General features: G+C 64.0%; 26 protein-coding genes. 13 read left to right on the top strand and 13 right to left on the bottom strand.

The window, feature by feature from the left end; genetic code table 11:
• Positions 1–272: 272 nt before the first annotated feature.
• Positions 273–1,931, top strand: coding sequence for a CYTH and CHAD domain-containing protein (locus NGK62_RS16775; protein WP_251879230.1), 1,659 nt, complete (start codon positions 273–275; stop codon positions 1,929–1,931).
• A 78-nt stretch (positions 1,932–2,009) separates the two neighbouring features.
• Here the strand turns inward: NGK62_RS16775 and ftsY are convergent, their stop codons facing one another.
• A complete protein-coding gene (gene ftsY / locus NGK62_RS16770; RefSeq protein ID WP_410469170.1) occupies positions 2,010–2,957 on the bottom strand; it encodes a signal recognition particle-docking protein FtsY in 948 nt (315 codons plus the stop codon).
• A 427-nt stretch (positions 2,958–3,384) separates the two neighbouring features.
• On the opposite strand from ftsY, the gene rsmD reads away from it, so the two are divergent.
• The 4 genes from rsmD (at position 3,385) to NGK62_RS16750 (ending at position 6,113) form a co-directional block, all read left to right on the top strand.
• Entirely contained in the window at positions 3,385–3,951 is a 567-nt protein-coding gene (gene rsmD / locus NGK62_RS16765; RefSeq protein ID WP_173145624.1) for a 16S rRNA (guanine(966)-N(2))-methyltransferase RsmD, read from the top strand.
• Positions 3,952–4,009: 58 nt separating this feature from the next.
• The gene (gene coaD / locus NGK62_RS16760) at positions 4,010–4,513 is read left to right on the top strand and encodes a pantetheine-phosphate adenylyltransferase (protein WP_013396175.1); all 504 of its coding nucleotides are present in this window, start codon (positions 4,010–4,012) and stop codon (positions 4,511–4,513) included.
• Positions 4,514–4,641: 128 nt separating this feature from the next.
• Positions 4,642–4,893, top strand: a complete 252-nt coding sequence (locus NGK62_RS16755) for a YfhL family 4Fe-4S dicluster ferredoxin (protein ID WP_042795127.1) — start codon at positions 4,642–4,644, stop codon at positions 4,891–4,893.
• Positions 4,890–6,113, top strand: coding sequence for a benzoate/H(+) symporter BenE family transporter (locus tag NGK62_RS16750; protein WP_059371358.1), 1,224 nt, complete (start codon positions 4,890–4,892; stop codon positions 6,111–6,113). Before NGK62_RS16755 ends, NGK62_RS16750 begins: the two co-directional genes overlap by 4 nt.
• A 22-nt stretch (positions 6,114–6,135) precedes the next feature.
• Here NGK62_RS16750 and NGK62_RS16745 read toward each other — a convergent pair whose 3' ends face one another.
• Complete coding sequence (locus tag NGK62_RS16745; protein ID WP_118931357.1) at positions 6,136–6,522, bottom strand: MOSC N-terminal beta barrel domain-containing protein; 387 nt, start codon at positions 6,520–6,522, stop codon at positions 6,136–6,138.
• Positions 6,519–9,032: an AsmA family protein gene (locus NGK62_RS16740; protein WP_118931358.1), complete on the bottom strand. Its 2,514-nt coding sequence runs from the start codon at positions 9,030–9,032 to the stop codon at positions 6,519–6,521. The genes NGK62_RS16745 and NGK62_RS16740 overlap by 4 nt, the downstream gene beginning before the upstream one ends.
• 393 nt (positions 9,033–9,425) lie before the next feature.
• Here NGK62_RS16740 and NGK62_RS16735 point away from each other — a divergent pair, with 393 nt between their 5' ends.
• The 8 genes from NGK62_RS16735 (at position 9,426) to NGK62_RS16700 (ending at position 16,423) form a co-directional block, all read left to right on the top strand.
• Positions 9,426–11,024, top strand: a complete 1,599-nt coding sequence (locus NGK62_RS16735; RefSeq protein ID WP_251879226.1) for an MDR family MFS transporter — start codon at positions 9,426–9,428, stop codon at positions 11,022–11,024.
• 3 nt (positions 11,025–11,027) lie between these two features.
• The gene (locus NGK62_RS16730) at positions 11,028–11,471 is read left to right on the top strand and encodes a MarR family winged helix-turn-helix transcriptional regulator (RefSeq protein WP_059371354.1); all 444 of its coding nucleotides are present in this window, start codon (positions 11,028–11,030) and stop codon (positions 11,469–11,471) included.
• Positions 11,472–11,587: 116 nt separating this feature from the next.
• Entirely contained in the window at positions 11,588–12,343 is a 756-nt protein-coding gene (locus tag NGK62_RS16725; protein ID WP_251879224.1) for a sulfite exporter TauE/SafE family protein, read from the top strand.
• Between the two features lie 37 nt (positions 12,344–12,380).
• On the top strand, positions 12,381–12,758 hold the full coding sequence (locus NGK62_RS16720; protein ID WP_251879222.1) for an SH3 domain-containing protein: 378 nt from the start codon (positions 12,381–12,383) through the stop codon (positions 12,756–12,758).
• A 475-nt stretch (positions 12,759–13,233) separates the two neighbouring features.
• The gene (locus NGK62_RS16715; protein WP_232092874.1) at positions 13,234–13,452 is read left to right on the top strand and encodes a helix-turn-helix transcriptional regulator; all 219 of its coding nucleotides are present in this window, start codon (positions 13,234–13,236) and stop codon (positions 13,450–13,452) included.
• Between the two features lie 38 nt (positions 13,453–13,490).
• Positions 13,491–14,513 carry a replication protein RepA gene (locus NGK62_RS16710; protein WP_251879220.1) on the top strand — a complete coding sequence of 341 codons (1,023 nt, stop codon included), beginning with the start codon at positions 13,491–13,493 and terminating at the stop codon, positions 14,511–14,513.
• Between the two features lie 1,050 nt (positions 14,514–15,563).
• Entirely contained in the window at positions 15,564–16,202 is a 639-nt protein-coding gene (locus NGK62_RS16705) for a DNA-binding protein (protein ID WP_251879218.1), read from the top strand.
• Complete coding sequence (locus tag NGK62_RS16700; protein ID WP_251879216.1) at positions 16,202–16,423, top strand: hypothetical protein; 222 nt, start codon at positions 16,202–16,204, stop codon at positions 16,421–16,423. Before NGK62_RS16705 ends, NGK62_RS16700 begins: the two co-directional genes overlap by 1 nt.
• Positions 16,424–16,425: 2 nt before the next feature.
• Here NGK62_RS16700 and NGK62_RS16695 read toward each other — a convergent pair whose 3' ends face one another.
• The 10 genes from NGK62_RS16695 to traD form a co-directional block, all read right to left on the bottom strand.
• Entirely contained in the window at positions 16,426–16,737 is a 312-nt protein-coding gene (locus NGK62_RS16695) for a hypothetical protein (RefSeq protein WP_251879213.1), read from the bottom strand.
• 14 nt (positions 16,738–16,751) lie between these two features.
• Positions 16,752–17,870, bottom strand: a complete 1,119-nt coding sequence (locus NGK62_RS16690) for a M23 family metallopeptidase (protein WP_251879211.1) — start codon at positions 17,868–17,870, stop codon at positions 16,752–16,754.
• 2 nt (positions 17,871–17,872) lie between these two features.
• Positions 17,873–18,400 carry a hypothetical protein gene (locus NGK62_RS16685; protein WP_251879209.1) on the bottom strand — a complete coding sequence of 176 codons (528 nt, stop codon included), beginning with the start codon at positions 18,398–18,400 and terminating at the stop codon, positions 17,873–17,875.
• 15 nt (positions 18,401–18,415) lie between these two features.
• The gene (locus NGK62_RS16680; RefSeq protein WP_251879206.1) at positions 18,416–19,483 is read right to left on the bottom strand and encodes a hypothetical protein; all 1,068 of its coding nucleotides are present in this window, start codon (positions 19,481–19,483) and stop codon (positions 18,416–18,418) included.
• Positions 19,476–19,664 carry a hypothetical protein gene (locus tag NGK62_RS16675; protein ID WP_033945006.1) on the bottom strand — a complete coding sequence of 63 codons (189 nt, stop codon included), beginning with the start codon at positions 19,662–19,664 and terminating at the stop codon, positions 19,476–19,478. Before NGK62_RS16675 ends, NGK62_RS16680 begins: the two co-directional genes overlap by 8 nt.
• Positions 19,651–19,890, bottom strand: coding sequence for a hypothetical protein (locus NGK62_RS16670; protein WP_033945008.1), 240 nt, complete (start codon positions 19,888–19,890; stop codon positions 19,651–19,653). The genes NGK62_RS16675 and NGK62_RS16670 overlap by 14 nt, the downstream gene beginning before the upstream one ends.
• On the bottom strand, positions 19,890–20,495 hold the full coding sequence (locus tag NGK62_RS16665; RefSeq protein WP_033945009.1) for a hypothetical protein: 606 nt from the start codon (positions 20,493–20,495) through the stop codon (positions 19,890–19,892). The genes NGK62_RS16670 and NGK62_RS16665 overlap by 1 nt, the downstream gene beginning before the upstream one ends.
• Before the next feature lie 124 nt (positions 20,496–20,619).
• Entirely contained in the window at positions 20,620–21,066 is a 447-nt protein-coding gene (locus NGK62_RS16660; protein ID WP_033945011.1) for a hypothetical protein, read from the bottom strand.
• Positions 21,067–21,071: 5 nt separating this feature from the next.
• Entirely contained in the window at positions 21,072–23,954 is a 2,883-nt protein-coding gene (locus tag NGK62_RS16655; RefSeq protein WP_104148303.1) for a DotA/TraY family protein, read from the bottom strand.
• Positions 23,955–24,428, bottom strand: a complete 474-nt coding sequence (gene traD, locus NGK62_RS16650; protein WP_033945014.1) for a conjugal transfer protein TraD — start codon at positions 24,426–24,428, stop codon at positions 23,955–23,957.
• Positions 24,429–24,714 lie beyond the last annotated feature (286 nt).

The following is a 24,714-nucleotide window of genomic DNA, read 5'->3' as shown; positions in this document are numbered from 1 at the left end:
GCCGCGTAACCCGCCGATTACAATTAGAAAAGCGATCCGTAACCATGCATATCACTGAAACTGGGTAATTTCAGAGTGCACATCCGCTCAAGCACACGCGGCCGCCAATGCGCCAGTCCGCTGCTCCGGCCCAGGATCCGCGCGCCCTTCGCCCCAGTTGTTGATGCGCCGCAAACGCGTCTATGCTCCATGTGAAATAAATATGACCGGTCATCAAATCGCCCTCCCCGTTTGATTAAGATCTCGGCTTTTGCCGTTGGACGCTCGTCGCCATGTCGGAACAGGAATTGAAACTGCACGTGCCCGCGGCTTCGCGCCAGGCGGTGCAGCGAGAGATCAAGCAGCTTGAGGCGACCCGCATCCGCCTGCACGCCATGTATTTCGATACGCCGGAACGCGAACTTGCGCGTGCGCGCATCGCCATCCGGCTACGCCAGGAAGGCCGCGACTGGGTGCAGACGCTGAAGATGCCCGGCATCAATGCCATCACGCGCATCGAACTCAACCACCCACGGCCGGGTCCGGTGTTGGACCTGTCGGTGTATGCCGGCACCGAGGTCGAGGCCGCGCTGGCCGCCGTCAAGGGCGAACTGGGCCTGCGCTATGAAACCGACGTGCAGCGGCTGCTGCGCAAGGTCCGCACGCGCTACGGCACGGTGGAGCTGGCCTACGACACCGGCATCCTGCGCGCCGGCGCGTTGGAGCTGCCCATCTCCGAGCTGGAATTCGAATTGGTGTCGGGCCGTCCCGCCGCCATCTTCGCGGCGGCTCGCGGCTGGCAGCGGCGCCACAGCCTGGTGCTGGATCCGCGCAGCAAGTCCGAACGCGGCGACGCGCTGGCCCAGCTGGCGCAGCGCCTGGCCGATGCCGACGCGATTCCCGGCGATGATCTCGAAGCCCGCCGCGCGCAAGCCATTGCGCAATTCTGGGCGCCGCGCGGCGCCGCTTCGGTCAAGCTGCGCGAAGACATGACCGCGCCCCAGGCCATGGCGCGCATCGCCGCGGAATGCCTGGACCAGATCGCGCGCAACGCCGCCGTGCTGGCCGAGGTCGACACCGAGGGCGTCTACCGCGCCGGCAACTCCGAACACGTGCATCAGTTGCGCGTGGGGGTGCGCCGCCTGCGTTCAGCCTGGAAGCTGTTCGACGGCTGGATCGCGCCGATTCCCGACGCTCTGCTGCAAGGCGTGCGCACGCACTTCGCCGCCTTCGGCGCCAACCGCGACCAGGACGTGCTGAACGAAACGGTGGCGCCCGCGCTGACGCGGGCGGGCATGCCTGTGATCCCCATGGAAGCCGCGCCCCCGGAACAGGACGCGCGCAGCATCGCCGGCGGCAAGGCCTTCCAGGCCTGGATGCTGGACCTGCTGGAATGGAGCCTGGATGTGCCGCCAGCCCTGCCCGCCGTGGACAACCAGGCCATCGCCAACGGCACGCCCAGCGACGCCGCGCCCGAACCCGCCATCAAGCTGGAGGGCGGCGTGGCCGGCCCCAGCGTCAGACCCACCATCATTCCGATGCTGGCGCCCGAGCCCGATCCGCAACGCCTGCACAAGCAGCTCGCGCGGCGCCTGCACCGCTGGCATAGCAAGGTGGCCGACCAGGGTACACAGTTCGCGACGCTGGACATCCCCTCGCGCCACGAACTGCGCAAGCGCGGCAAGCGCCTGCGCTATAGCCTGGCGTTCGCCGAATCGCTGCTGCCCGCCGGCAAGCTGCGCGGCTATCGCAAGCTTCTGTCGCGCGTGCAGGACGTGCTGGGCGAAATCAACGACCTGGCGGTGGCCAAGGACTACTACGAGTCGTGTACCGCCACCCACCCGCAAGCCTGGTTCGCCCTGGGCTGGATCAGCGCGCGCCTGGAAGAGCTGGCCGACGACGCGCAGAATGCGTTCGACGACCTGGCCGCCAGCAAGCCGTTCTGGAAGTGATGCGGGCTTGAATGCAAAAGGGACGGCATGCGCCGTCCCTTTGTTGTTTCCGGCGCATGCGCGCCGGGTCCCCGGGCCTCAATCCGCCAGCAAAGCCCCGGCAAATTCGTCGGCCACGAAGGGCTGCAGGTCTTCCAGGCTTTCGCCCACGCCGATCCAGTACACCGGGATCGGGCGCACGCCCTGGCTACCCGCGGCCACGGCGGCCAACGTGCCGCCCTTGGCGGTGCCGTCCAGCTTGGTCACGACCAGGCCGGTCAGATTGATGGCGGCATCGAAGGCTCGGATCTGCGCCAAGGCGTTCTGGCCGGTATTGCCGTCCACCACCAGCAGCACCTCGTGCGGCGCGGCGGCATCCGCCTTGCCGATGACGCGGCGGATCTTCTTCAGCTCTTCCATCAGGTGCAGCTGCGTGGGCAGGCGGCCTGCGGTATCCACCATCACCACGCCCATGCCGCGCGCGCGACCGGCATTGACGGCATCGAAAGCGACAGCTGCCGGATCGCCGCCGTCCTGCGAGATCACCGTCACGTTGTTGCGGCTACCCCATTCGATGAGCTGCTCGCGCGCGGCGGCGCGGAAGGTGTCGCCCGCGGCCAGCAGCACGCTGGCCCCCTGGCGCTGGAAGGTGTGGGCCAGCTTGCCGATGGAAGTGGTCTTGCCGGCGCCGTTGACGCCGGCGATCATGACGACCAGGGGTTGCGTGCGCTTCAGATCGAAGGCGCGCTCCAGCGGACGCAGGTGGTCGGCCAGCAACTGGCGCAGCGCCGCCTTGACCTTGGCAGGGTCTTCGATGCGTTCCTTCTTGACTCGCGCGCGCAGCGCGGTCAGGAGCTTTTCGGTAGCCTCCAGGCCCGCATCGGCCATAATGAGCGCCGATTCGAGTTCCTCGAACAGGTTCTCGTCGACCTTCACGCCGATGAAGATGCCGCCGATGCTCTGGCCCGTACGCGACAGGCCTTGCTTCAGGCGGGACAGCCAGGAAGCCTTCTTGGGGGCTTCAGCGGCGGGCTCGACGGCGGGCATGGCCGGAGCCGCAACCGGCGCAGGCGCGGCGGCCGGGGCAGGCGTTGCCGCCACTGGCGCAGAAACCGCGACAGGCGCGGGAGCCGCTACCGGCGCAGGCGCTGGCGCCGGAACAGGTGCCGGTGACGCTGCCTGAGCGGGTGGCGGCGTAAACGCTGCGGGTGCAACCGGCGCGGGCGTTACTGCTGGAGCCTCGTGCGGCGCAGCAACTGGCGCAACAACCGGCGTTGCAGCCGGTGCGACGGCGGCCTGTTCGATGCTGGGTTCGCGGCGCGGTTCGGCGGCCACGGGCGCCGGCGGCGCGGGAGTAACCGGGACGGCGGCGGGCTCGGCAGGCGCGGCTACGGCGTCTGCGGCCTCCGGCGGCGGCGCGGGTTGGACCGGCGCGGCGGGCGGAGGGGATTTTTTCTTGAAGAAGCGGCTAAACATGGGTAACAAGTATATTCGTATCGTCGGGGGCCAATACAGACGCACCCCCATTGCCGTGCCCGACGTGGAGACGCTGCGCCCCACGCCCGACCGGGTGCGCGAGACGCTGTTCAACTGGCTCAATCACCTGTGGGGCGGCGATTTCGCCGACAAGCAGGTGCTGGATCTGTTCGCCGGCAGCGGCGCCCTGGGCTTCGAGGCGGCCTCGCGCGGCGTGGCGCATGTGCAGATGGTCGAGCGGGACAAGACCGCTGCGTCCGCGCTGCGGACACTGCGCGACAAGCTCAAAGCCGACATGATACGCATCCATGTAGGCGACGCCATGCAGGTCGCTGAACGCATGGATGCGTCCCGATTTGACCTGATCCTGCTGGATCCGCCCTTCGGCCAGGGCTGGCTGCCGCGCCTGTGGCCGATTCTGCCGGGCATTCTGACCGAGCATGGGCTAGTCTACGTAGAGGCGGAAAATCCCATCGAAGCCCCCGAAGGATTCACGATCTTGCGGCAGGACAAGGCAGGCGCGGTCCACTACCACCTGCTGGAATTTGCTGCATTGCGCAAATAGGTCAATAATCCGAGCTTCGGAGGATGGTGTACACCACTTATAACGGTACGGAGCTCCTATGATCACCGCTGTATATCCCGGCACTTTCGACCCGCTGACCAGAGGCCACGAGGACCTGGTCCGCCGTGCCGCCACGCTTTTCGACAAAGTCGTGGTGGGGATCGCGATTAGCCGCAACAAGAAGCCCTTCTTCAGCATCGACGAGCGCGTGGAAATCGCGCGCGAAGTGCTGGGCCACTATCCCAACGTGGAAGTGCAAAGCTTCGGCGGCCTGCTCAAGGACTTCGTGCGCGACCAGGGCGGACGCGTGATCGTGCGCGGCCTGCGCGCCGTGTCCGACTTCGAGTACGAATTCCAGATGGCCGGCATGAACCGCCACCTGCTGCCCGACGTCGAAACACTGTTCATGACGCCCTCGGACCAGTACCAGTTCATCTCCGGCACCATCGTGCGCGAAATCGCGCAGCTGGGCGGCGACGTGAGCAAGTTCGTGTTTCCGTCGGTCGAGCGCTGGCTCCAGGAAAAAGCCAAGGAACGCCGCGAACAGTCCTGGCCGGGCTGAGCCCCGCCGGGCAGGTATTGCTCCACCCTCGAAGGGCGCGCAAAGCGCCCTTCTTGCGCTGCGCAGCCCGGGGCGGACGGCGGCGGTACAATGCGCTCAGCCCTACCCGCCCCATACCGCAGCCCGCCATGGCCCTGACCATCACCGAAGAATGCATCAATTGCGACGTTTGCGAGCCCCAGTGCCCGAACGAAGCAATCTCCATGGGCGAGGACTATTACGTCATCGACCCCGACCGGTGCACCGAATGCGTGGGCCATCACGACGAGCCTCAATGCAAGGTCGTGTGCCCCGTGGAGTGCATCGAGCTGCACCCGCAATGGAATGAAGGCCAGGAACAGCTCATGGCCAAGTACCGTCGGCTGACCGGTGCCGCATGAGCGACGCCGCGCAGTCCAGCATCAACCTCCCTCCTTCCCCCCACCACGCCCGCCGCGACCTGTCCGCATCGGCCATCGCCGCCGGCCTGGTCGCCGTGCTGGTCAGCTTCGGCGGCACCGCCGTGCTGATGGTGCAGGCTGGCCACACCGCGGGCCTGGATTCCGCGCACATCGGCTCCTGGATCGGCTCGCTCAGCCTGGCGTTCGGCCTGGGCGGCGCCTTGTACAGCCTGCGCACGGGCCTGCCCATCGTCATGGCCTGGTCCACTCCCGGCGCGGCCCTGCTGGTCACCGCGCTGGCCGGGGTTCCGTTCAATGAGGCCATCGGCGCCTTCATCCTGGCCGCCGCGCTGACGCTGGCCTGCGGCCTGTTCGGCTGGATCGATCCCATCCTGCGCCGCATCCCCGGCGAAATCGCCGCGGCCATGCTGGCGGGCGTGCTGCTCAATTTCGGCATGGGCGTCTTCAGCAACATCAAGCAGCAGCCGGCGCTGGTGCTGGCGATGTGCGCCGCCTATCTACTGTGCCGGCGCTGGGCGCCGCGCTACGCGGTGCTGGTGGTCATGCTGGTGGCCATCGCCATCGCCTTCGGCCTGAACCTGATCCAGCTGGACCTGCTGGACTGGCGCCTCACCGAATTTGTCTGGACCACGCCCGCCTTCAGCGCGCAGGCCGCGGTCAGCCTGGGCATTCCGCTTTTCGTGGTCGCGATGGCCTCGCAAAACCTTCCCGGCCTGGCCATCCTGCAAGCGGCCGGCTACCAGCCGCCCGCTTCGCGCCTGGTGGCGGCCACCGGCCTGCTGGGCCTGCTGGCTGCGCCCTTCGGCGCGCACAGCGTCACGATGGGCGCCATCAGCGCGGCCATCTGCACCGGTCCCGAAGCGCATGCGGACCCGTCCAAGCGCTACATCGCCGCCGCCACCTACGGCCTGGGCTATGTCGTGCTGAGCGTCGTGGCCGGCGCCGTGGCCGTGTTCTTCCAGGCCTTGCCCGCCGCCTTGCTGGCCGCGCTGGCCGGGCTGGCGCTGCTGGGCACCATCATGGGCGGCATGGCTGCAGCCATGGCCAACCCGCAACGCCGCGAAGCCGCGCTCATCACGCTGCTGGCCACGGCATCGGGCTTCAGTTTCTGGGGTATCGGATCGGCCTTCTGGGGCCTGCTGGCAGGCCTGCTGGCCCACGCGGCGTTCGAATTCAAACGCTCTGGCGCAAAGGCCTGAGCGGCCCTTGCGCCCGGCCCCTTCAGGCCGGCCAAGCGGCCACGGGCGTGTCGGGGTGTACCTTCATGATGCGGCAAGGCACCTGCACGAAGTTGGAAATCCAGGCCGCGGCCAGCTCCCCTTCGTCGATCACATCGACTACCTGCTCACCCACCTTCATGCTGTAGCGCACGCTGTCGTCGTCTTCGATGACGTCCAGCGGAATGTCCATGCGCAGCATGCCTGGCGCCTTCAGCACCAGGTAGCCCAACCGCAACTCGACCGAGACCTCGGCCAGCCGCGGACACAGGGCGCGGTTCAGCCACTGCCCTGAATCGTTGGCGACCAGCCATTGCCGGTGATAGCCCGCGGCCTCGGCCTGCGCGGTCAAGCCGCACTCGGCCACGGGTTGGAAGTTCTCGGCGTTCATTTGCCCAGCAATCCCTTCAAAGCCTTGTCGACGGCCGCGCCGCCCTTGCCCTTGCCCGTCACCGCTTCGCGCAGCTTGTTTTCCAGGCTGCGCTGGAGTATGCCGCCTATGGCGTCCTTCCAGAGCACAGTGTAGGTCGGCTTGTCGAACGGCCCCTTGACGTGCACGGGGATGGTGACGTCCTTCAGGTCTATCAGCTCCTTGCCTTCCGGATCGGCGGCCGGATTGACGACGCGGGCGCGCGCCACCAGGTCCAGTTCGCTCTTGACGAAGTCTATGGTGGCCGGGTCGCCCTGCGTCACGCGCAACAGCGGTGACACCACGTTCAGGCGCTTGACCGCGGCCACGCCCTTGGCGAAGGCCAAATCGGCGTCCATCTCGGAGAATTCCGTCTGCTTGCTGGTGTCGGAGGCGACGGTTTCGTTCTGCGACTCAGGCTTGAAGGCGGCCTTCAGTTCGCGCAGCGTCTGCGTCAGGTTGATGCCCTTGACCGCGCCATCGCGCAGGCGCAATTGCATCGTGCCGCCCAGACCGCTCTTCATGGCATAGGCGTTGGCGCCCGCCGTCTTCAAATCCAGCGCCAGGCTGCCCGTGCCGCTCAGCACGTTCTGGCGCGCCAGGTCCATCAGGAACGGTTCGATGGCAATGCCGGCCAGCGACATCTTGGTGGCCAGCTGGTTACCCTGCGCGGCATCCACCGACAGCGTGCCCGCCAGCTTGCCGCCGTACAGGCCCGCCGTCAGGCTGGAGATATCCAGCTTGCCCTTGTCCAGCTTGACCGCGGCGCCGACGTCATCGGCCTTCAGGCCGCGCACGACCAGCTTGCCGACCTTGATCGTGCCGTTGACGCTGGGGCCGATCAGCGCCGACAGGTCGATCGTATCGTCGGCAGGCTTGGCGGGCGCAGGAGCCGGCTGAGCCGGCTTGCCATCTTCCTTCTTGGCTTCCGCAGGCTGCTTGGGCGCCGGCTGCGCAGGCGTTGCCGCCGCGGGAGGCACCAGCTTGTCCAGATCGAGCGTGTCCACCACCAGCGCAAAATTCACCTTCGGCGCATCGCTCAGCTTGGTGATGTCCGCGCTCAGATCGAACTTGCCGCCTTCCAGCACGGCGTTGATTTTGCTGGTGGCCTGATCCTTCAGCAGATCCACGGTCGCGCTGCCGATCACGGGAATCTGCAGGCTGCCCTTGGGCAGTCCCGGATCGGTAATGTTGACGTCGCCGCGCAGGCCGGACAAGCCGCCGCTGCGCTGCAGCAGGTTCAAGGACAGCGGCGAAGCGAAGTTCAGCTTGACGATCCGTTCGCCGTTCTTGGACGTGCTGTCCAGCTTGGCTTCCTTGATTTCCAGTTCGCCGGCATTGCCGCTGATGCCGTTCAGGCCGAAGCTCGCGTCCAGGCCGCTGATGCGCACACGGCCGGTCAGCGCCTCTCCCGTGGCCGAAGCCGGAGAGATGTTGAGCGCGGGCGCGTCCACGGCGAATTCGAAGGGACCGTCGGCCATGCCGCCCTTGGCGCGGATGGCAAGCTTTTCGATCTGCAGCTGGCTCTTGTGCGGGTCGATCGCCAACTTGGGGATGGCCACGCTGGCATCCACATTGGTCGCGCGCGCGGCGGGATCCGTGACGTCGCCCTGGAAGACGATTTCCAGACCGGCAATATCCAGTGCCGACTTCTGGCCGTTGAAGGCCAGGTTGCCGCGCATGGCCAGGCTCTTGGCCTCGGCGCCCGGCAGCTTGCCGTCCATGCGCAGGTCCAGCTTCTGCGCGGCGTAGCGCTTGGCGGACGGGTCCAGCGTCAGCAGGGCCTGACCGGTCAGATTGGCGTCCACGCGTGGATCGCCCCCTTCGACGCGCGCGGTCATGCGCACATCGAACGGCTGATTGAAGGTGACGCGGCCGGTGTTGGCGTTGATCTTGGTGACCGCCACCGCCATGCCCGAGATCTCGTCCTGCAACTGCACCTGGCCGTCCTTCAGGTCAAGCCCGGCGATGTCGATCTGCATGTTGTTGCGCGGCTGCGGCAGGTTGCCGTTGGCGATGGCCTGCACCGCGCTCTGCGCCGCGCCCGCCAAGGCTTCAGCCGGATTGGCCGGCGCCGCCGTGATCGGAGCGGTGCCGCCCACGAGATTGCTGAAATTGAAATGACCCTGCTTGTCCCGCACCACACGGGCCTTGAAACCGGTGATGGCCACATGGTCGACGACAAAGCTGTTGGACAGCAGCGGCCACACGGCGACCGCCAGCCTGGTGCTATCGATGGAGGCGAATGTCTCGGAGCTGTTCGGCTCGGACAGCGACACGCCCTGCACCGACAGCCCGATGCGCGGGAAGAGTGACAGCTCGATCTCGCCGTCGATCGTCAGCGTGCGTTGGTAGCGTTGCTGGACAAGCTCTTCCAGCTTGTACTTGTACGCGTTGGGGTCGAATGTCAGCAAGAAGATGGCCAGGCCAACGACGGCCACGACAACCAACACTACCAGGCCTATCAAAATGCGCTTGAACCACGTTTTCATTGCTGCCCCGTCGGTACCTCGACTGGAAATCCTTGAATGCCGTCCGCGGCGCCAGGCGCGCGGAAGGTGCTTTAGCTGCGGAAAAACCGCCAGGCCCATTTAGCCACGGCCTTTCAGGGCGTGCCCGCTCTCTTGCCGAGCCTGGGGCTGCGGCGCCAAAAATGGGATCTGCCAAGGAAGGCTTGATGAAGACGCCAGCCGAGCCAGCGTACAGATAGCGCTATCGTAACAAATCGGGCCGGCTTCGCGCAGATGGCCGGGCGAGGCAACACAAAATCAACACTATCAGCATCAATGCCGCACGTCGAAATCCGGCCTCGGACCTGACAACTTTCTGTCTCGCGGATTGTAGGGCTAGAATGATTGATACATCAATCATTGATAGATCCAACAATGTCCGCCCCCGCTACAGGCACCCCTCACTCGCCCGGCCAGGTGCTTCCTTTCCGCCAAACCTTGCTTGCCATGCTGGGCATGTGCTTCGTCATGATGATGGTCGCCATCGATCAGACCGTGGTCGGCACCGCGCTTCCGACCATTGTGGCCGAACTCAAGGGCTTCGAACTGTATGCATGGGTAGCGACGTCTTACCTGCTTACCTCCGTCATCACCGTGCCCATCTTCGGCCGCCTGGGCGACTACTACGGGCGCAAACCATTCGTGGTGGCGGCCATCGTGCTGTTCACCCTGGCCTCGGCGCTATGCGGTGCGGCCGACAGCATGTTCACGCTGGTCCTGGCGCGGGCGCTGCAAGGCATAGGCGGCGGCATGCTGGTAGGCACGGCGTTCGCATCCATCCCCGACCTGTTTCCCGATCCCCACGTGCGGTTGCGCTGGCAGGTCATGCTCAGTTCCGCCTTCGGCATCGCCAATGCCATCGGCCCGACCCTGGGCGGCGCGCTGACCGAGCACTACGGCTGGCGCTCGGTGTTCTACGTCAACCTGCCCATCGGCATCCTCGGCCTCTGGTTCGTCGGACGCCATCTGCCGCACCTGCGCAACCACACGACCGGCCGCGTGCGGCTGGACTGGCAGGGCGCGCTGCTCATCGCGCTGGCGCTGGGCAGCCTGCAGCTACTGGTCGAGCTGCTGCCCAAGGAAGGACTGAGCGCATCCATCATGCTGCTGGGTGTGGGCAGCGCGGCGGCCTTCGCCCTGCTGTTCTGGTGGGAACGGCGCTGCCCGCACCCGCTACTGCCCCTGGATATGTTCCGCAATCGCGGCTTGGCCATGCTCTTCACGCTGGCTCTGCTGGTGGGCGTGACCATGTACTCGCTGCTGTTCTACGCGCCGCTGCTGCTGCAGGGCGGCTTCGGGCTGTCGCCCCAGGACGCCGGACTGCTGATCACGCCGATGGTGGTTTTCATCACCGTGGGCAGCATCGTCAACGGCCGCATCATCACCCGCATCCGCAATCCCAACCGCATGCTGTACGCAGGTTTCATCCTGATGGCGCTCTCGTGTCTGGGCATTGTTACCACCCATAGCTATACGTCACATGCGCTCATCGCCGCATACATGCTGATGGCCGGGCTGGGCATGGGCTTCATCATGCCCAACCTGACGGTCTTCGCGCAGCAGACCGCCGGCCGCAGCCACCTGGGCATCGCCACCGCGCTGCTGCAGTCCCTGCGCATGATAGGCGGCATGCTGGGCACGGCGATCGTCGGCACCATGGTCAGCCACAGCTATTTCAGCGGCGTCGAATCCACGCTGCGCGGCGCTTCCGCGCGCTGGCTGCCCGAGCTGAACGATCCCCAGATGCTGGTCAATCCCGCGGCCCAGACGCAGTTCCTGGCACAATTGGCGCATCAAGGCCAGGACGGAACCTCGCTGATCGAAATCGCGCGCGTCGCGCTCGTCGGCGCCATCCACGAAGGGCAGCTCATTGCCCTGGCGGTTGCGGTGTTCGCGCTCTGGTGCGTGCGGCGCGTGCCGCCGGTCCAGTTGATCCGCCCCTCCAAACCAGAGCCGGCCGGCGTCGGAGAATAGCTTTTGCCCAAACAACAACAAGGCTTGCAGGTCATCCAGCACATGGGACAGGCCTACCGCGGCATGCAGAGCGCGTTCAGCAGCACGGTTGGCCACGCCCTGCCCCGCTGGCGCATCCTGCTGGCGCTGCATGAGTGCGGCCAATGTTCGCAGAAGCATCTGGCCGAACGCTGCCGGCTCGATCCCGCATCGCTCACACGGCAGCTGCAGGCCATGCAGAAGCTGGGCTGGATCGCGCGCGCCGTGGATCCGCAGGACAACCGCCTGACCAACGCCAGCCTCACGCCGGCCGGCCAGGCCGTGGTGGACGAAGCCTTGCCCAAGCGGGCGGCCTTCTTCGAAGAATCGCTCAAGGGGTTGTCGGCCGCGGATATCGATACGTTGAATCGCGTGCTGAGCGTGCTGGAGGCGAACTTCCTGCGAGCGGCGGATAAGACGCCGAACTAGAACCCACTGCGCCGCCATAAGAAGCGTGGTATCGGCCCATAGCAAAACGCGATTCGCGAGCCGTCAGGATCATCCAGAATACAAGCCGTTCCCGACATAAGAACAAAGAGGCGGCAATGGATTCCGTGTATTTGGTGGTGACCCTGGGCGCGGTCATCGCGGGCTTCGTGCAAGGTCTGTCAGGCTTTGCCTTCGGCCTGGTGGCGATGTCGTTCTGGGCCTGGGTGTTGGACCCGCGCCTGGCTGCGACGCTCGCGGTATTCGGCGCCCTGGTCGGACAGATCCTCGCCGCCATCACCGTGCGCCGCGGCTTCGATCTGCGACGATTGCTGCCCTTCGTGATCGGCGGCCTGTTCGGCATTCCGCTGGGCGTGGCGTTGCTGCCGCGCCTGGACATGGATTGGTTCAAGACCATACTCGGCCTCCTGCTCGTGATCTGGTGCCCCGCCATGTTGCTGGCCAAGAATCTCCCGAAGATCTCCGCAGGCGGGCGCGCCGCCGACGCGGCCGTCGGCATGGCTGGCGGCGTGCTGGGCGGCATCGGCGGCTTCACGGGCACGCTGCCCACCTTGTGGTGCACCCTGCGCGGATTCGACAAAGACGCGCAACGCGCCATCATCCAGAACTTCAACCTGTCCATGCTGCTGGTGACCATGGGCACGTACTTGGCCAGCGGCATCGTCACGCGCGCCATGTTGCCCATGTTCGCCATCGTCGCCGCCGCCATGCTGGTGCCGGTGCTGCTGGGCGCCAAGCTTTACATAGGCATCAGCGAGGCGCGCTTCCGGCAGATCGTGCTGGGCCTGCTGACGGCTTCCGGAGTCGCGTTGCTGGCCTCGGCGGTGCCGCGGCTGCTGGAGCGCATGGCATAGTTCCTTCCGTACCCGCAATACGGACCCAGCAATGCCCATGAATCCCGACCGCCGCTACCTCGTCATCCAGGCCCACGCCAGCGAGTTCCCCGAACCCATGCTGGTGCGCAAGGGCGATCGCGTCGCCGTCGGCGAACGGTACGATGGCCCCGAGGGCTGGCCCGACTGGTATCTGTGCACGCCAACAGACCAACAAGCCGGCTTCGTGCCGGCGCAATTCCTGGACCGTCACGCCGACGGCAGCGCCACCATGCTGGAGGATTTCACCAACAAGGAACTGGATGTCGCGCAAGGCGAAATGCTGCGCGGAGAACGCGAATTGAATGGATGGGTGTGGGCGGTCAGGCTTATTGGTGAAGAGGCGGGCTGGGTGCCGCTTGAAAACCTGCGTCTGTGCGATCACACCATCTGCTGATGCGGTCCAACCCGGTCGCTGCCAGTCATCCCGCTATTCACCGCATGATTTGCGGCGAATAGCCAGCCTATTCGCCGCGACCGATCATTTCTCGTCCCTCATGCCGTTCTCGCAAAGCCCTTCCTGAAGCGGCGCGCATTGCTCTTGACGCCTCACCATGAAAAACACCCCAAAGATCGGACCAGGGTCCAATCTTTGGGGCGCTTCTCGGAATGTGCGGTTTCGCTTAGACGTTAAACAAGAAGTCTGGCTGAAACGCATATGTAGAAGCGGCATTCACCTTGTTTTCTCTCATCTTGTAGTCACTTCTATATACACTTTGGCCGCTGCTACCCGGAGCGAGGCCCGCGTATCGCTTGCCTGTGCTGCATCGCCGCTTTCGGATTTTTTGCTGCAAAAATTCCCTTCTGGGAATCCGTGACCGTGATTGGCCCGCCGTCTGAAACTGTCTGCATTCAATCGAAATGCAGGGGTGATGACGATGAAGATTTTACGCAAGAAGGCTGTCTGCGAGAAGCTGGGCGAAATCAATGAAGTGACTCTCTGGCGCATCTCCCGCGCTGATCCGACATTCCCGGTATCCATCCAGATCAACAAGCGTGTCGTTGGCTGGCTTGAGCACGAGATTGACGCGTGGCTCGAACAAAAGGCCGCTGCCGCCCGCGCCGCCAGCAACAACGCTGTCTATCCCTGATCGCTGCGATCCCGCAGGCCAAGGGTCAGGATTCGACGATGCGCAGCTTGGGCAGCTTGCTGGACGCTGGCGTGGCAGAAGCCACGCCCAAGCGCGATCCGCTGGAGCGGATCAGGCAGAAAGCCGCCGAGGTGACAAAGCAGGCGGAGCAGCACGACGCCGCCCATGCATTGACTCCACGGGTGCGCCACCTGATCGACGAAGCCGTGGAGATGGAGATCGAGCAGGCCCGCAGCGCAGGTGCGACAGGCTACATCGCGCACTTTCTGGCGCAGGCCACGCTCCCCCACACAGACCCCAAGAGCAACTATTTTGAGCGAGGCACTGGCAAGCTGACCCTTTCCATCACAGCCAACCCCAAGTATGGCGTGCCCTATGGCGGGCTGCCGCGCCTGCTGCTGGCGTGGATGTGTACAGAAGCCGTCCGCACAGGCAGTCCAGAGCTATCGCTGGGGCGCTCACAGGCGGAATTCCTGCAAAAACTCGATCTGCACAACGATGGCCGGTACATCGCCCGAGTGCGTGACCAGAGCTTGCGGCTAGTCCGCTCGCTGATCTCCGTCAGCGGCGCGGACGGAGATGCGCTGGGCATCGAAAACATCCTGATCGCCAAGCGGGCGTTCCTCTTCTGGAACACCCGCGATACTGAGCAGCCCGGACTATGGGACAGCTCAATCACCTTGAGCACCGATTTCTTCGAGAGCCTGACCCATGCTCCGGTGCCGATCAGGATGGAGGCACTGCAAGCACTCAAGAAGTCGCCTCTGGCGATGGATATCTACACATGGCTGGTCTACCGCATGTTCAGTCTGAACGTGGCGACAATCAAGGGCGGCAAGCGGCTTGCTCAGGTGCCGTGGGCTGGATTGATGATGCAGTTCGGCTCTGGCTATGCGAATACTCCCAAGGGGCTGGCCAACTTCAAGACGAATTTCCGGCTCCGGTTAAATGAAGCCCTGCTGTTCTATCCCGATGCTCGGAACCACATCGAGGAAACGAAAGAGCACCTGATCCTCACCCCTGCTCGTCTGCACATCACGGCGACCAAGAAGAAGGTATAAGCCTGTGAGTTCTCCAGGTTGTCCACGTGACATCACTAGCAAGGCTGAAAACCCTTGCCAGAACTGGCTTTGGCGGCTTTCCTGCAAGTTGTCCACGTGATATCGCTAGTCATTGGCACGTGACATCACTAGCCGTTTTACGTGACATCGCTAGTCAAGACCGACGTGCGAAATCGCCTGTAAGCCCCACTGGGAGGGGGATTCAGCGAAATGGAAAGACCGCCCCTAGTAGTTCAGCTTTTAGGCTTTTCTAGTATTTATAAAAAACCTAGTAGCTGCCGCTCTTCGGCTGTGGGCAATCCTTCGCGCCCTCCGGTCGCTGCGCGTCCGCCCGTGGATAACGGCAAGCCGTTACCCACCGGCCTCCTTACGGCTACTCGTCATTCAAAGAATGACAGGGGCTACTTGGCGTCGGCTGTTTTCAATGTGCCTCCGGCGGCCCTGCCGGGGGGGGCACTCGCCGCCGTGAGGCTCGGGGAGCAGGGGTGGCGGGCTGCGCCCTTCGTCCCTGCCCCCACTCGCACAGGCTGTCCGCTGCGGTTCAGCGTCAAGGGGCCGTGTCCTCGCCCTTCGGGCTGCGGGCCGCACCAACCCCTTGACCCTGCCCCTCCGCTGGAATCCATCTGCAAGCGCCCGGAAACGCCCGATATGGCGCGTTCTCGGTGAAAGCTATGCCTATCCTGCTGCCTGCAACAAAAAACGCGCCGTGAGCCGCTCCGGCTGTTTTCTAGCAGAGCCAGTCGTCAAGGTGGGGATGGCGCAGCCTTCCCGGCCTTGTCGGCTGGCCGACAACGAGCGCAGCGAGGCGTCAGCAAGTAGCCCATCCAGCATTTGAAAAATGCGAGTAGCCCCAGCAAGGGAGCCGGTGGGCATACCTGCGTACCCGCCAGCGGCGGGCCGTCCATAGCCTTGCGCTGTGGGCGGGCAGGTTGTCCACGGGCGGACGCGCAGCGACCAAAGGGAGCGAAGGCTGTTTCACCTTGGCTTACTCCTATCGTTACGTTATCATAACGTAACACGTTATGATGTTACGATGAGAAGGAGGCAGTCATGCAGCAGGTCGTCACTCAGCAGGCGGTAGATGCCGCCGCTGATGCCATCGTCGCCGCACGCGGCAAGCCCACCTTCCGACTGATCCAGCAGCGCGTCGGTGGGTCATTCACCACGCTCAAGCCGATGCTGGCCGACTGGGAAGCCCGGCGCGAAAAAGGCGAAGAGGCTGCGGTAGAAGTTCCGGACGCTCTGCTGGCACGCGGGGCAGACCTCGTGCGCAGCATCTACGCCGAGGTTGCCCAGCAGGCGCGGGTGGAATCCGAGGCGGTGCGCAAGGACGCCGAAGCCCGCGTCAGCGCAATGAAGACTGAACTGGCCGAGGCAACCGAGGAAATCGCCCGGCTGGAGACGCAGGACGCCGCCCGCGCCGATGAGCTTTCCGCGCTGCGTGAGGCGAACCGGGCGCTGGAATTGAAGGTTAGCCGCCTTGAAGAGCGTGCCGAACACTCGATGCGCATGGAGGCCGAACTGCGGGAAGCCCGTGTAGCACTCGCAAAAGCCGAGCAGCAGGTGATCGACCTGCAAGGCCAGCTTGCCAAGGCTGGCGATGTCCAGCGGCAGCTTGCCAGCCTCGAAGAGCGGCTGGCTGCGGCAGGGGTCGCGCCGAAGGGAGCCAGAAAGGGCCGGGTGGAGTGATGCCGACCGCTGCCGAATATCAGACACTGGCCGACGAGCTGCGGCAGCTTGGCGCGGTGTTCACTCAGGCTATCAATCTGGGCGACAAGGAGCTTGCCATGTGGGCAGCCGGGGCGCTGTCGAGTGCTGCCGCCCAGCCAGCCTGGTGGGCGCGTGAGGCTGCCGAAAACGAAGCGGCGGCTGTTGCCGCCGCCGCCATCGTCAAAGCCCGGCAGGGGTAGGGCTACCGCCCCTCCATGACCGCCTGTTCGATCCGCATCTGGAGTATCGAGATGTACGCCAGCAGCGTGATTTTCTCGACGAGATCAAACTGGTCGCAGCAGATGACCAGTTCCTCGCGGCGGTACTCCCGCTGCCGTCGGAAACTGGACGGAATCAGCACGATCCGAGGTTCCGGCCTGCGCTTTCTGGGCGCGAATGGCAGCATTTCCAGAATCACGCCGGGGCACGAGCGCATCGCCTGGACAAACCTCTGACGTTCTTCCTTCTCCATGCAGAGACGCTCCATCACGTCTGGGTGCAGAAACACAAACATATTGCCTTCCTCCACTATTGGATGCTGCGCGAAACGCCGCCGCGCTGCGCCCGCTCATGTGCTGATTGAGTCTGTCGCCGCAGCCGCTCGGTCTTCTGCGACGTGTAGGTGGCCAGCAGAGCTTCGACACGCTCCTTCTTGCGGTAGATCGCCTCAGACAAGTAGTTGCTGACGCCAACGGCATGGACGTAATCCGACCAGAGCGCCCGGCTGGATACCTTGGTGACGTTGTTATTCCACTCGGCGTCGCTGAGCCGACGCCCCGCCTCGGTCAGCAGCATCTCTTGGGTGCTCATCGTCTGATAGCCGCCGATGGGCGCGGTCGGTAGCGAGCCGTAGCCGTCCTTGTCCGACAGCCATTCGGCGGGAGACTTACCCTCGGCGGCGGCCAGCGCCGCGTCCGCATTCGCCGCCACGACCTGCGCAGGCTCGAACTTGACGTTCGGAGCCACGCCGCCCGGAGGGACGTTGCCGAACAGGATCGCATGCTGTTCCTTGGTGTCCTTGCCCAGAATCGGGTAGTGCTGCGGATTGCCGTCTTGGATCGGGAAAGTCGCGCAGAAATACGGAGCCGGATCGGTCTTCCAGCCGATACCTTGCTGCTGATTGAACGCGAACGGCAGTTGGCCGGGATTGAAGGTGCCTTGTGATGCGCTCTGGGTGAACGCCTTGGCTCGGGCCTCATCCTTCTGCGCTGTGCCGTAGGTGAAGTGCAGGTGCTTCACCATCGCGTCGCTGGGTGTGTTGCCGGACAGACCAATGTACTGCCCGGCTTTGACCTCCATGCCCTGTTTCAAGCCGGTGGCAAAGCCGCTCATGTGGTAGTACGCCACCACGTCGCCATTGCTGCGCTCGATTAGGATCGCGTTGCCTGCCGAGCGCCGGTTGCCGATGAAGGTGATCTTGCCGTCCGTTGTGGCGTACAGAGGCTGTGATGCACCGCTGGTCGAGAAGTCCAGACCATCGTGCATGTGCGGCTTCTGGTTCGCGCTGCCAAAGTTGCCAGAGCCACCGCCCCGGAACTTGCCGAAGCGCCCGGAGACGGTCTGTTTCTCGGTTGGCGACACCATGCAGGTATCGGCCAGTGCCGGAGTCACGGCCACCAGTGCGGCCAGAGCAAGCAGCTTGCGCATGGTCATGGCTCCCGGTACTCGTTTTCGTGGGCGGCGTAGGTGCCGTCGATGGTGCAGGTCAGTTGCACCGATTCCGGCCCGAACGGCTGATCGGCCATTAAGCCACCCATCGACGTTTTCCGGTTGTGGAAGCTCTTGCCCTTGTTCAGCTTGGCCGCCTTGGCAACTTCGGCCAGTGTCCTGCCCCGGATGTGTGAGGTGTAGCCGTGGCCAAGTTCGCCGCTGCCGTCATCGACCCAGACCTCAATCTCGGCCACCGGCAGGCCGAACACCTTGAATCCGCTGGGAGGCGTCAGCCGGTAGTGCTGTTCCTCGCCTGCTGGTTTGCGCGGCAGCAGGGCGCGGGTGGCCGGATGGTCAGGCAGGTCTTCGCGGCATTCCAGCGCCGCTTGCAGCATCGGGCCAGCCACGGCCCAGAGTGCTGCGTTGGGTGCGGCTGGTTCGTTGTCGAGAAGCGGGACGGGCATCTGGCCATGGGCAGCGCCGACCAAGCTCAGGGTCAGGAGGGTGGTGGTGATTGTTCTCAACATGGACTCTGCTCCATCTCAGTTAAACAGGTTGCCGATGGACTGGATGAAGCTGCTGCTGTCCGATGCCGCTGGCTTCGGCGCGGCGGCTGGGGCGCTCCTCGCGCTGGCAGTCTGGGTGCCATAGATACTCGGCGAGGTGTTGCCCAACTGGGTTTGCAGGGTCGCGAGCTGCCCGTTCAGGGTGTTGAGGTGGTTTTGGGCGTTGGCGACCTGCTGCTGATACGAGGTGCAGTTGTTGTACTGGTACGCCTGACAGTTCGAGAGCTGCTGCTGGGCCTGCTGGAGCTGGTACTGCGCCGGGCCGACTTGAGCCTGCACGTTGGCGATCTGCTGGTTGAGCGAGTTGATTTGGGCGTTGGTGCTGCCCATGTCCCCATTCGTGCCGGTGGAGCCGCCGAAATCGACCTGCGAGCTGCCGAACGGGTTGGTGCCCACGGTGTAGGTGCCGCCGCTCTGGTTGTTGCTGTAACCGGCTGCGATATTGGGGTCGATGTGGGCCATTCCCTGCTGCACAAGGCCATTGGTCAGCCCGTTGAGGTCGCCGAACGCGCCCATGCCGTTGATCTTGTCGATGGCTTGATTGATCGGCGAGGTGACGAGGCCGGACACCTGATTGACCGCCGTGCAGACCTTCTTCTGGGCGTACTTCATGACGGCATCGCTGGCAGCGCCGACGATGCTTGCAAGACTCGGGATCGAGAAGGAGAGGTCGTAAATCTGGTTGAGGCCAGAGAAGCAGTCGCTGTTCACATCGAACAGCGATTCGACGTTCACCGGAGCGGCGGCAATCGTCTGGTGAATCTGCATGGCCTGCTGGATCGAGTGGCCGATGCTGCCGTCTTGAGTACCAGTCGCGCAGGCTTCGGCGTCGGCCTTGATGCTGTCCGCGACCACCGAGGTCTGTTGAGAGAGCAACTGGCTGCTCGCGTTGCCGAGGATGCTGCCGCTGCCGGAGCTGACCGCCGACACGGCGTACCCGGCGAACATCACCGACACGCCCACGGCGATGCCGAGGGCGAACCGGGTGTTGCTGCGGACGAAGTGGCTGACCGATACGGCCACTGGGGTGAGCTTGTTACGCATGGGCATGGTGACTCCTGATCCTGATGTTGGCGTTGTGCTGTGCCCTGATGCGTATGGGCTTGGGTTCGGGCTGCTGCTTGGCCTGCCGGTCGAGCCACAGCTCAACCAGCTCGGCGATGACCTGATCGTGCTCGCGCAGCCACGAGACGCGCAGTACGAGATAGCTGTCAGCGGTTTTCATGGGCGGGCCTCACGAGGTAGCGGTAAACGAGCCAGACCAGCGGCGTCAGGTATAGGATTGGGACAACGATGGCGAGGGCGATGGTTCCGAGCTGGTCGGCGGGGCGCCCGTTAATCAGCACGTCCCTTTCCACCCAGAGCGCGAGGCAGGTGCCGAGTGCGCAGCAGATCGCGGTGATTCGCTCGCGGCTAAGGCGTTGCAAGACAGTGCGCAGGATCGAGGTCATTACTGCACCCTCCGAATCCATAGCATGTCGCGCACATAGCGGCTGAATGCGCCGGGGACAAACAGCGTGCCAGTACGCATCTGCCATGCTCGATAGCTCCAGCGGATCGCATTGCTGGAGGCTGCCAACGTGAGCGATAGCACGCTCAGGACGACCACCATGGGAGCGCCCATTGCGAGTAGCCAAGCGGCCATCAGGAACGCAAGCAAGACGACTGCCCAGTATGCGCGAGACTTCCATAGGTGGCTGCTGATGAGCTTGTTCCGCTCGGGGTCACCGAGGAAGGCAAGGCGCTGTTTTCCTCGCTCGGCTATGCGGGCCTCGACGATGCGGCGAATCTCGGTCTGGTCGTTCGGGGCGAACACGCCAAAGCCGCACTTGGCGGAACACTCCCAGCCATAAAGCGCCTTGTCATCGGACTGGGCGTCGGCGGGCAGGTGCATGACGCCGCGGCTGCATTCGGGACAGCGTGGATTGCGCAGGGTGTGCCATAGATCACTGATGAATCCGTGGTTCGCCTTGAGCTGACGCCAGCCAAGGATTGATAGCGGCATGTCCACCAAGGTGAATTTGGCCGCGCGCTTCGCGCCACTGATGAACTTCATGCGCGAGCCCTCCGGGAGTTTTTGCGGCGTTTACGCTGGGCCAACACGGTGTCCGCGACAGACAGCAGGATGGCCAGCACGGCGGCGGGAACGGTGGTGTCGATCATGTCCATATGGCCCTCCTTCATGGGCTGGGGGAGTTGTCGTTGGAGCGTTGCTGCTGCTTCGCCAGAGCCAGTGATTGCTCAAACCATTGCCGCACCAGGTTGGCGATGTCGTGTTCCCGAGCGAGCAAGGCGGGGTCGGTGTGCGGCACGGCACGGATCGCGCCGGGGGCGTTCTGGCCAGCCTTCATCAACCGATTCACTTCTTTGGCGTAGATGTCGGTGACCGCGAGACGATGCTGCTCTGGGGCTGCCTTCAGGGCAGCCAGCGCGGAATAGGCGATGACCGACAATGCGTTTAGCGCATAGGCCAGCTCGCGTTGCTCGCGGAGCGCGGCGTCGTACTGAGGCTGCACATGAGCGATAGCGGCATTCCAGCCCTCGTCGTAGCCTTGGCGGAGGCCGTAAGCCTTACCTACGACCAATCCATGGCTTTCGGCGGTGAATGCCTCGTCGGTTTTGTACATGGTCATCACTCCTTGTCCGGCGAGGTTTCGCCGTTATCGGTATCGGTCGGTGGCGGGGAGTAGCGGCTGTCATAGGACTGGTCGATGCCGTCCGAGTCGGTAACGACTTCGCTGCCGGTGCTAACGGGTTTCCCGCGCAGCGACTCCTTGTAGGCCGCAATGCGGGCGTCGGCCCCCTCGGAGTAGGCGGCCTTGCCTTCGGCAAGAGCTGTGCGACCAGATGCGGCGTAATCATTGGCGGATGCGGAAGCTGCACCGCCAAAGCCAGTGACGGCGGCTGCACCGGAGCCAGTCAGCCCAGCCCGAATGCGCTGACCGAGGCTTGCACCACTTTCGCTGGCGTCTCGGTACGCAGCAACTCCGGCGCTGCCAGTCGAGATCGCTGCATCAGCAACACGGCCTGCGCTGCGGGCGGTAGCTCCCGCTGCACCGGTAGCAGCTCGGCCCAGTCCGACGCCTGCGGCATCGCTGACCTTTTGCCGCCCAGAACGGTTGTCGGACTGATGGGCCGGAGCGGGTGAGTCGGGAGCGGATGGAGCGACACCTTGGTCGCCTGCACTCAGCAACGCCCGCTTAGGCGTCGCAGTGCCGCGAGTGCCACCGCCATTGCCGGTGGGTGGTGTGCCGCCATTGCCGCCACCGGGGAGCAATCCGCCGTCACCCCCGATTCGCCGGGATGGGCTGCTGCCGCCACTGGGCAGCGCACCACTTGACGCGGCGTGTGCCATGCCGCTGCGCATCTGCCCGACTGCTTGCGTCTCGCCGAGGTCGCTGACGCCAGCACCGATCCAGCGCAGCACATGATCCGGCAGGATTTGCGGCAGGCCGAAGGTCATGTAGAGCACCGGCAGGAGCGTCAGGCCGAAGACCATGAACCACCATGCAAACGAGAGGAACGAGCTGATTGCGCCGACCGTGCCGGTTGATGTGACCACGGCACCGCGCATTGCGAAGAAGCCCTTGGCGATGAAGTCGATGATCGGGTCGGACACGAGCATGGCCGCAAACAGGCCGACCACTGCCAGCGCCGGGCGGGCGAACAGCGACAACAGCAGCAGGTAGCCTTGCGATTGGCTGCCGACGAAGGTGCGGTCAGGCGTCATGTGCATGACCGCCCACAGCGGCGCGGCAATCAGCGACTGGAGCACAGCCAGAATCCAGCCGACCACCACGGTCATGAAGATCACGTAGGGCAGGCTTGGCAGGAAGACGCCAAAGTAGAAGGCCATCGGCTCGATGTACGTAGCCATCATGGCAAGCTGCTTGACCGGCACTTCGATCACCCAATCCCAGATTGGCGTTACCACCTTGTCGAGATCGAGGCCGGTGCCGACACCCTTGACCGAGGACAACGTGCCAGCGACTACGCGCAGCGCGGTGGCTCCTGTTTTGATCGCCACGTCTGCTGCACCGATTCCAGCGCGGGCGACCGTTAGGTAGTCACCGATGCACTTCATCCGGTTGAGCGAACCGCCCATCTGGCCTGCGGTGCCGCAGAGAGGCGTGGTGCCGGAGGTGTTCGCGCCGGTTGCCATCTCAACCATCGACTCCATCATGGAGTTGATCCAGAGGCTGACTTTGGCGTCGAAGTCGGCATTGATGCTGCCGATGTTGATGTCGCTCTGCGCGTCCTTCGGGATGACGCTGGTGAGGTCGCCGGGGCCGCTGGTCGGTGCCTTGTAGTTCCCCTTGATCTCGGATTTTTTGCTGATCGCCTCGGTGACCGTCGTCACGCTGCCAATAAGGAGGCTGGCCGCTGCATCGGCGGGCAGCGCGGACAGCGATGGGGCGCTGACGGAGCCAACCGATTCGGACGTAATTGCAGCAATGCGTCCCCGCACCTCGCCCACGCGCTGATACCAGCCGCCACTCATCGCCCAGCCCTCACTGGTCAGGGAAGTGGCCAGCGACTGGAACCCGGATTTCACGGCCGTTGTGTCGCTCAGCGCAGCCATGAGGGCTGCCGCGACTTGGGTTTCCGCGCTATTCACCAGTTCGTTGAACTTGGCTGAATCCACGTTCGACCAATCGCCCGAGATGTCATCCGGCCAGGTATTCACCCATGCTTCCAGATCGGTCATGAGGTTGGTTGCGGCCTGAATCTTGGCGTTCTGCGCTGCTGCGCGGAGTTGCTCCAGCGCTGCCTCAATGCCGGTTGCGTCTTTTGCGGGCTGTGCGGTGTACTGGCTGATGCTGACGGTGCCGCACAGCGGTTCTCCGCCACCCAAATTCGTCGTGGCGTTCCGATCCTTGATCTGGAAGAGATATTCGGTACGCCCGCCATTCGTGGTGGTCTTATCGGCGCTGGGTGCCGCACTGACCTGTGCCCCCGGATAAATCTGGTTTGCAGCGCGGGCACAATAGGAAGCGGCGAGGTACTGCTTTCCGAAGTCGCGCAGCCCGTAGAACGAGCCGGGGTCATTCACGCCTTGAACGACACCATCTGGGCTTAGGACGCCAATCGCCATGCCAGTCTTGTAGGTGCCATTGGCGAACCCGACGCCCCACAGCGCGAACATCAACACCACGAGCTGGATGAAGCTATAGCCGCTAGCTGTCGGCAGCAGAACCGCACCACCGGCCACGATCCGCACGGGCGTCCAGAGCGACGACCAGTTGCGCCCCATTGCCTCGCCATCGTTGGCCGTGTTGATCGTGCCCATTGCCGCGACGTAGCTGACAATGAGCGTGCCAACGATCAGGATGCCGGAGTTGAAAAACGACATCATCGTCGCTATCACGTTGCTCGCGGCGCTGACGCTATCCGGGTCCGCACCAGTTACCAGCGCATCAATGACCGGGCCGAAGATCGACCGCAGCATATCCACGGAGTGATCTGTGCAAGACGTGGCATCGTCGCACGGTGAGAAAGGCATGGCGGCGGCCATTTAGGATGCTCCTTCCTGATAGCGTGATTCCTGAGAGAGCGCGGCAGCGGCCTCGACCTCGGTGTCGTCTTCATCGTCGTCATCGGTCTGCTTGCGGCCCTTGCGGGCGGCGGCACGGGCGGCCAGTACCTCATCACCACGCGCCTTGTATTCAAGGAAGACTGAGCTAGGCCATGTCCCATCGCGTTCACGCTGATCGGCAATGACGAGCATTGCGCCAAGCACGAAGCCCGCATCTGCCTCCAGCAACCCGGCGATCTGGGCGAGACCACCGACCGCGAACTTGCGCTGATTCAGGTAGGTGCGCCGCGCGGCCTTCTGGGCCTTCCGCTGAGCCTCTTTCAGTTCTTCAAGCCGCTGCTGCTGTTTCGCCACTGCCGCTGCCAATGCGGCGATTTCGCGTTCGCGCTTCTCTGTCAGCTCGCTTGCCGGACGCCTTCCCCTGCCGCGCTTCTGTTCCTCTGCTTGCTGCACTTTTGCTCTGCTCCATTTGGCATGTCTCAAAGCGAAATGTCTGCTTGAAATGAAGCATAGTCAAGGGGTGATAAGCACGGTGGCAAAGCAACTTATCCATACTTTTTTCGTTCTCATACTACCTCTATGCAGCAGCAAAATCTTTTCAATCAACGGCTTAAAGATGCGCTAACGCTTTGATTTAATAGGGACTGTAGTCCATATCTTGATTCCAAAAAGTTTTCGCCACTCGTGGCGTGCGAGCAACTGCGGACGCGCCGCCAATCAGTTTTCAATCCGCAGGACA

This window comes from Achromobacter sp. Marseille-Q4954 (assembly GCF_943737025.1).
GTDB classification, from domain to species: Bacteria; Pseudomonadota; Gammaproteobacteria; order Burkholderiales; family Burkholderiaceae_B; genus Achromobacter; species Achromobacter bronchisepticus_A.
This window is presented reverse-complemented; position numbering and strand designations above follow the sequence as displayed.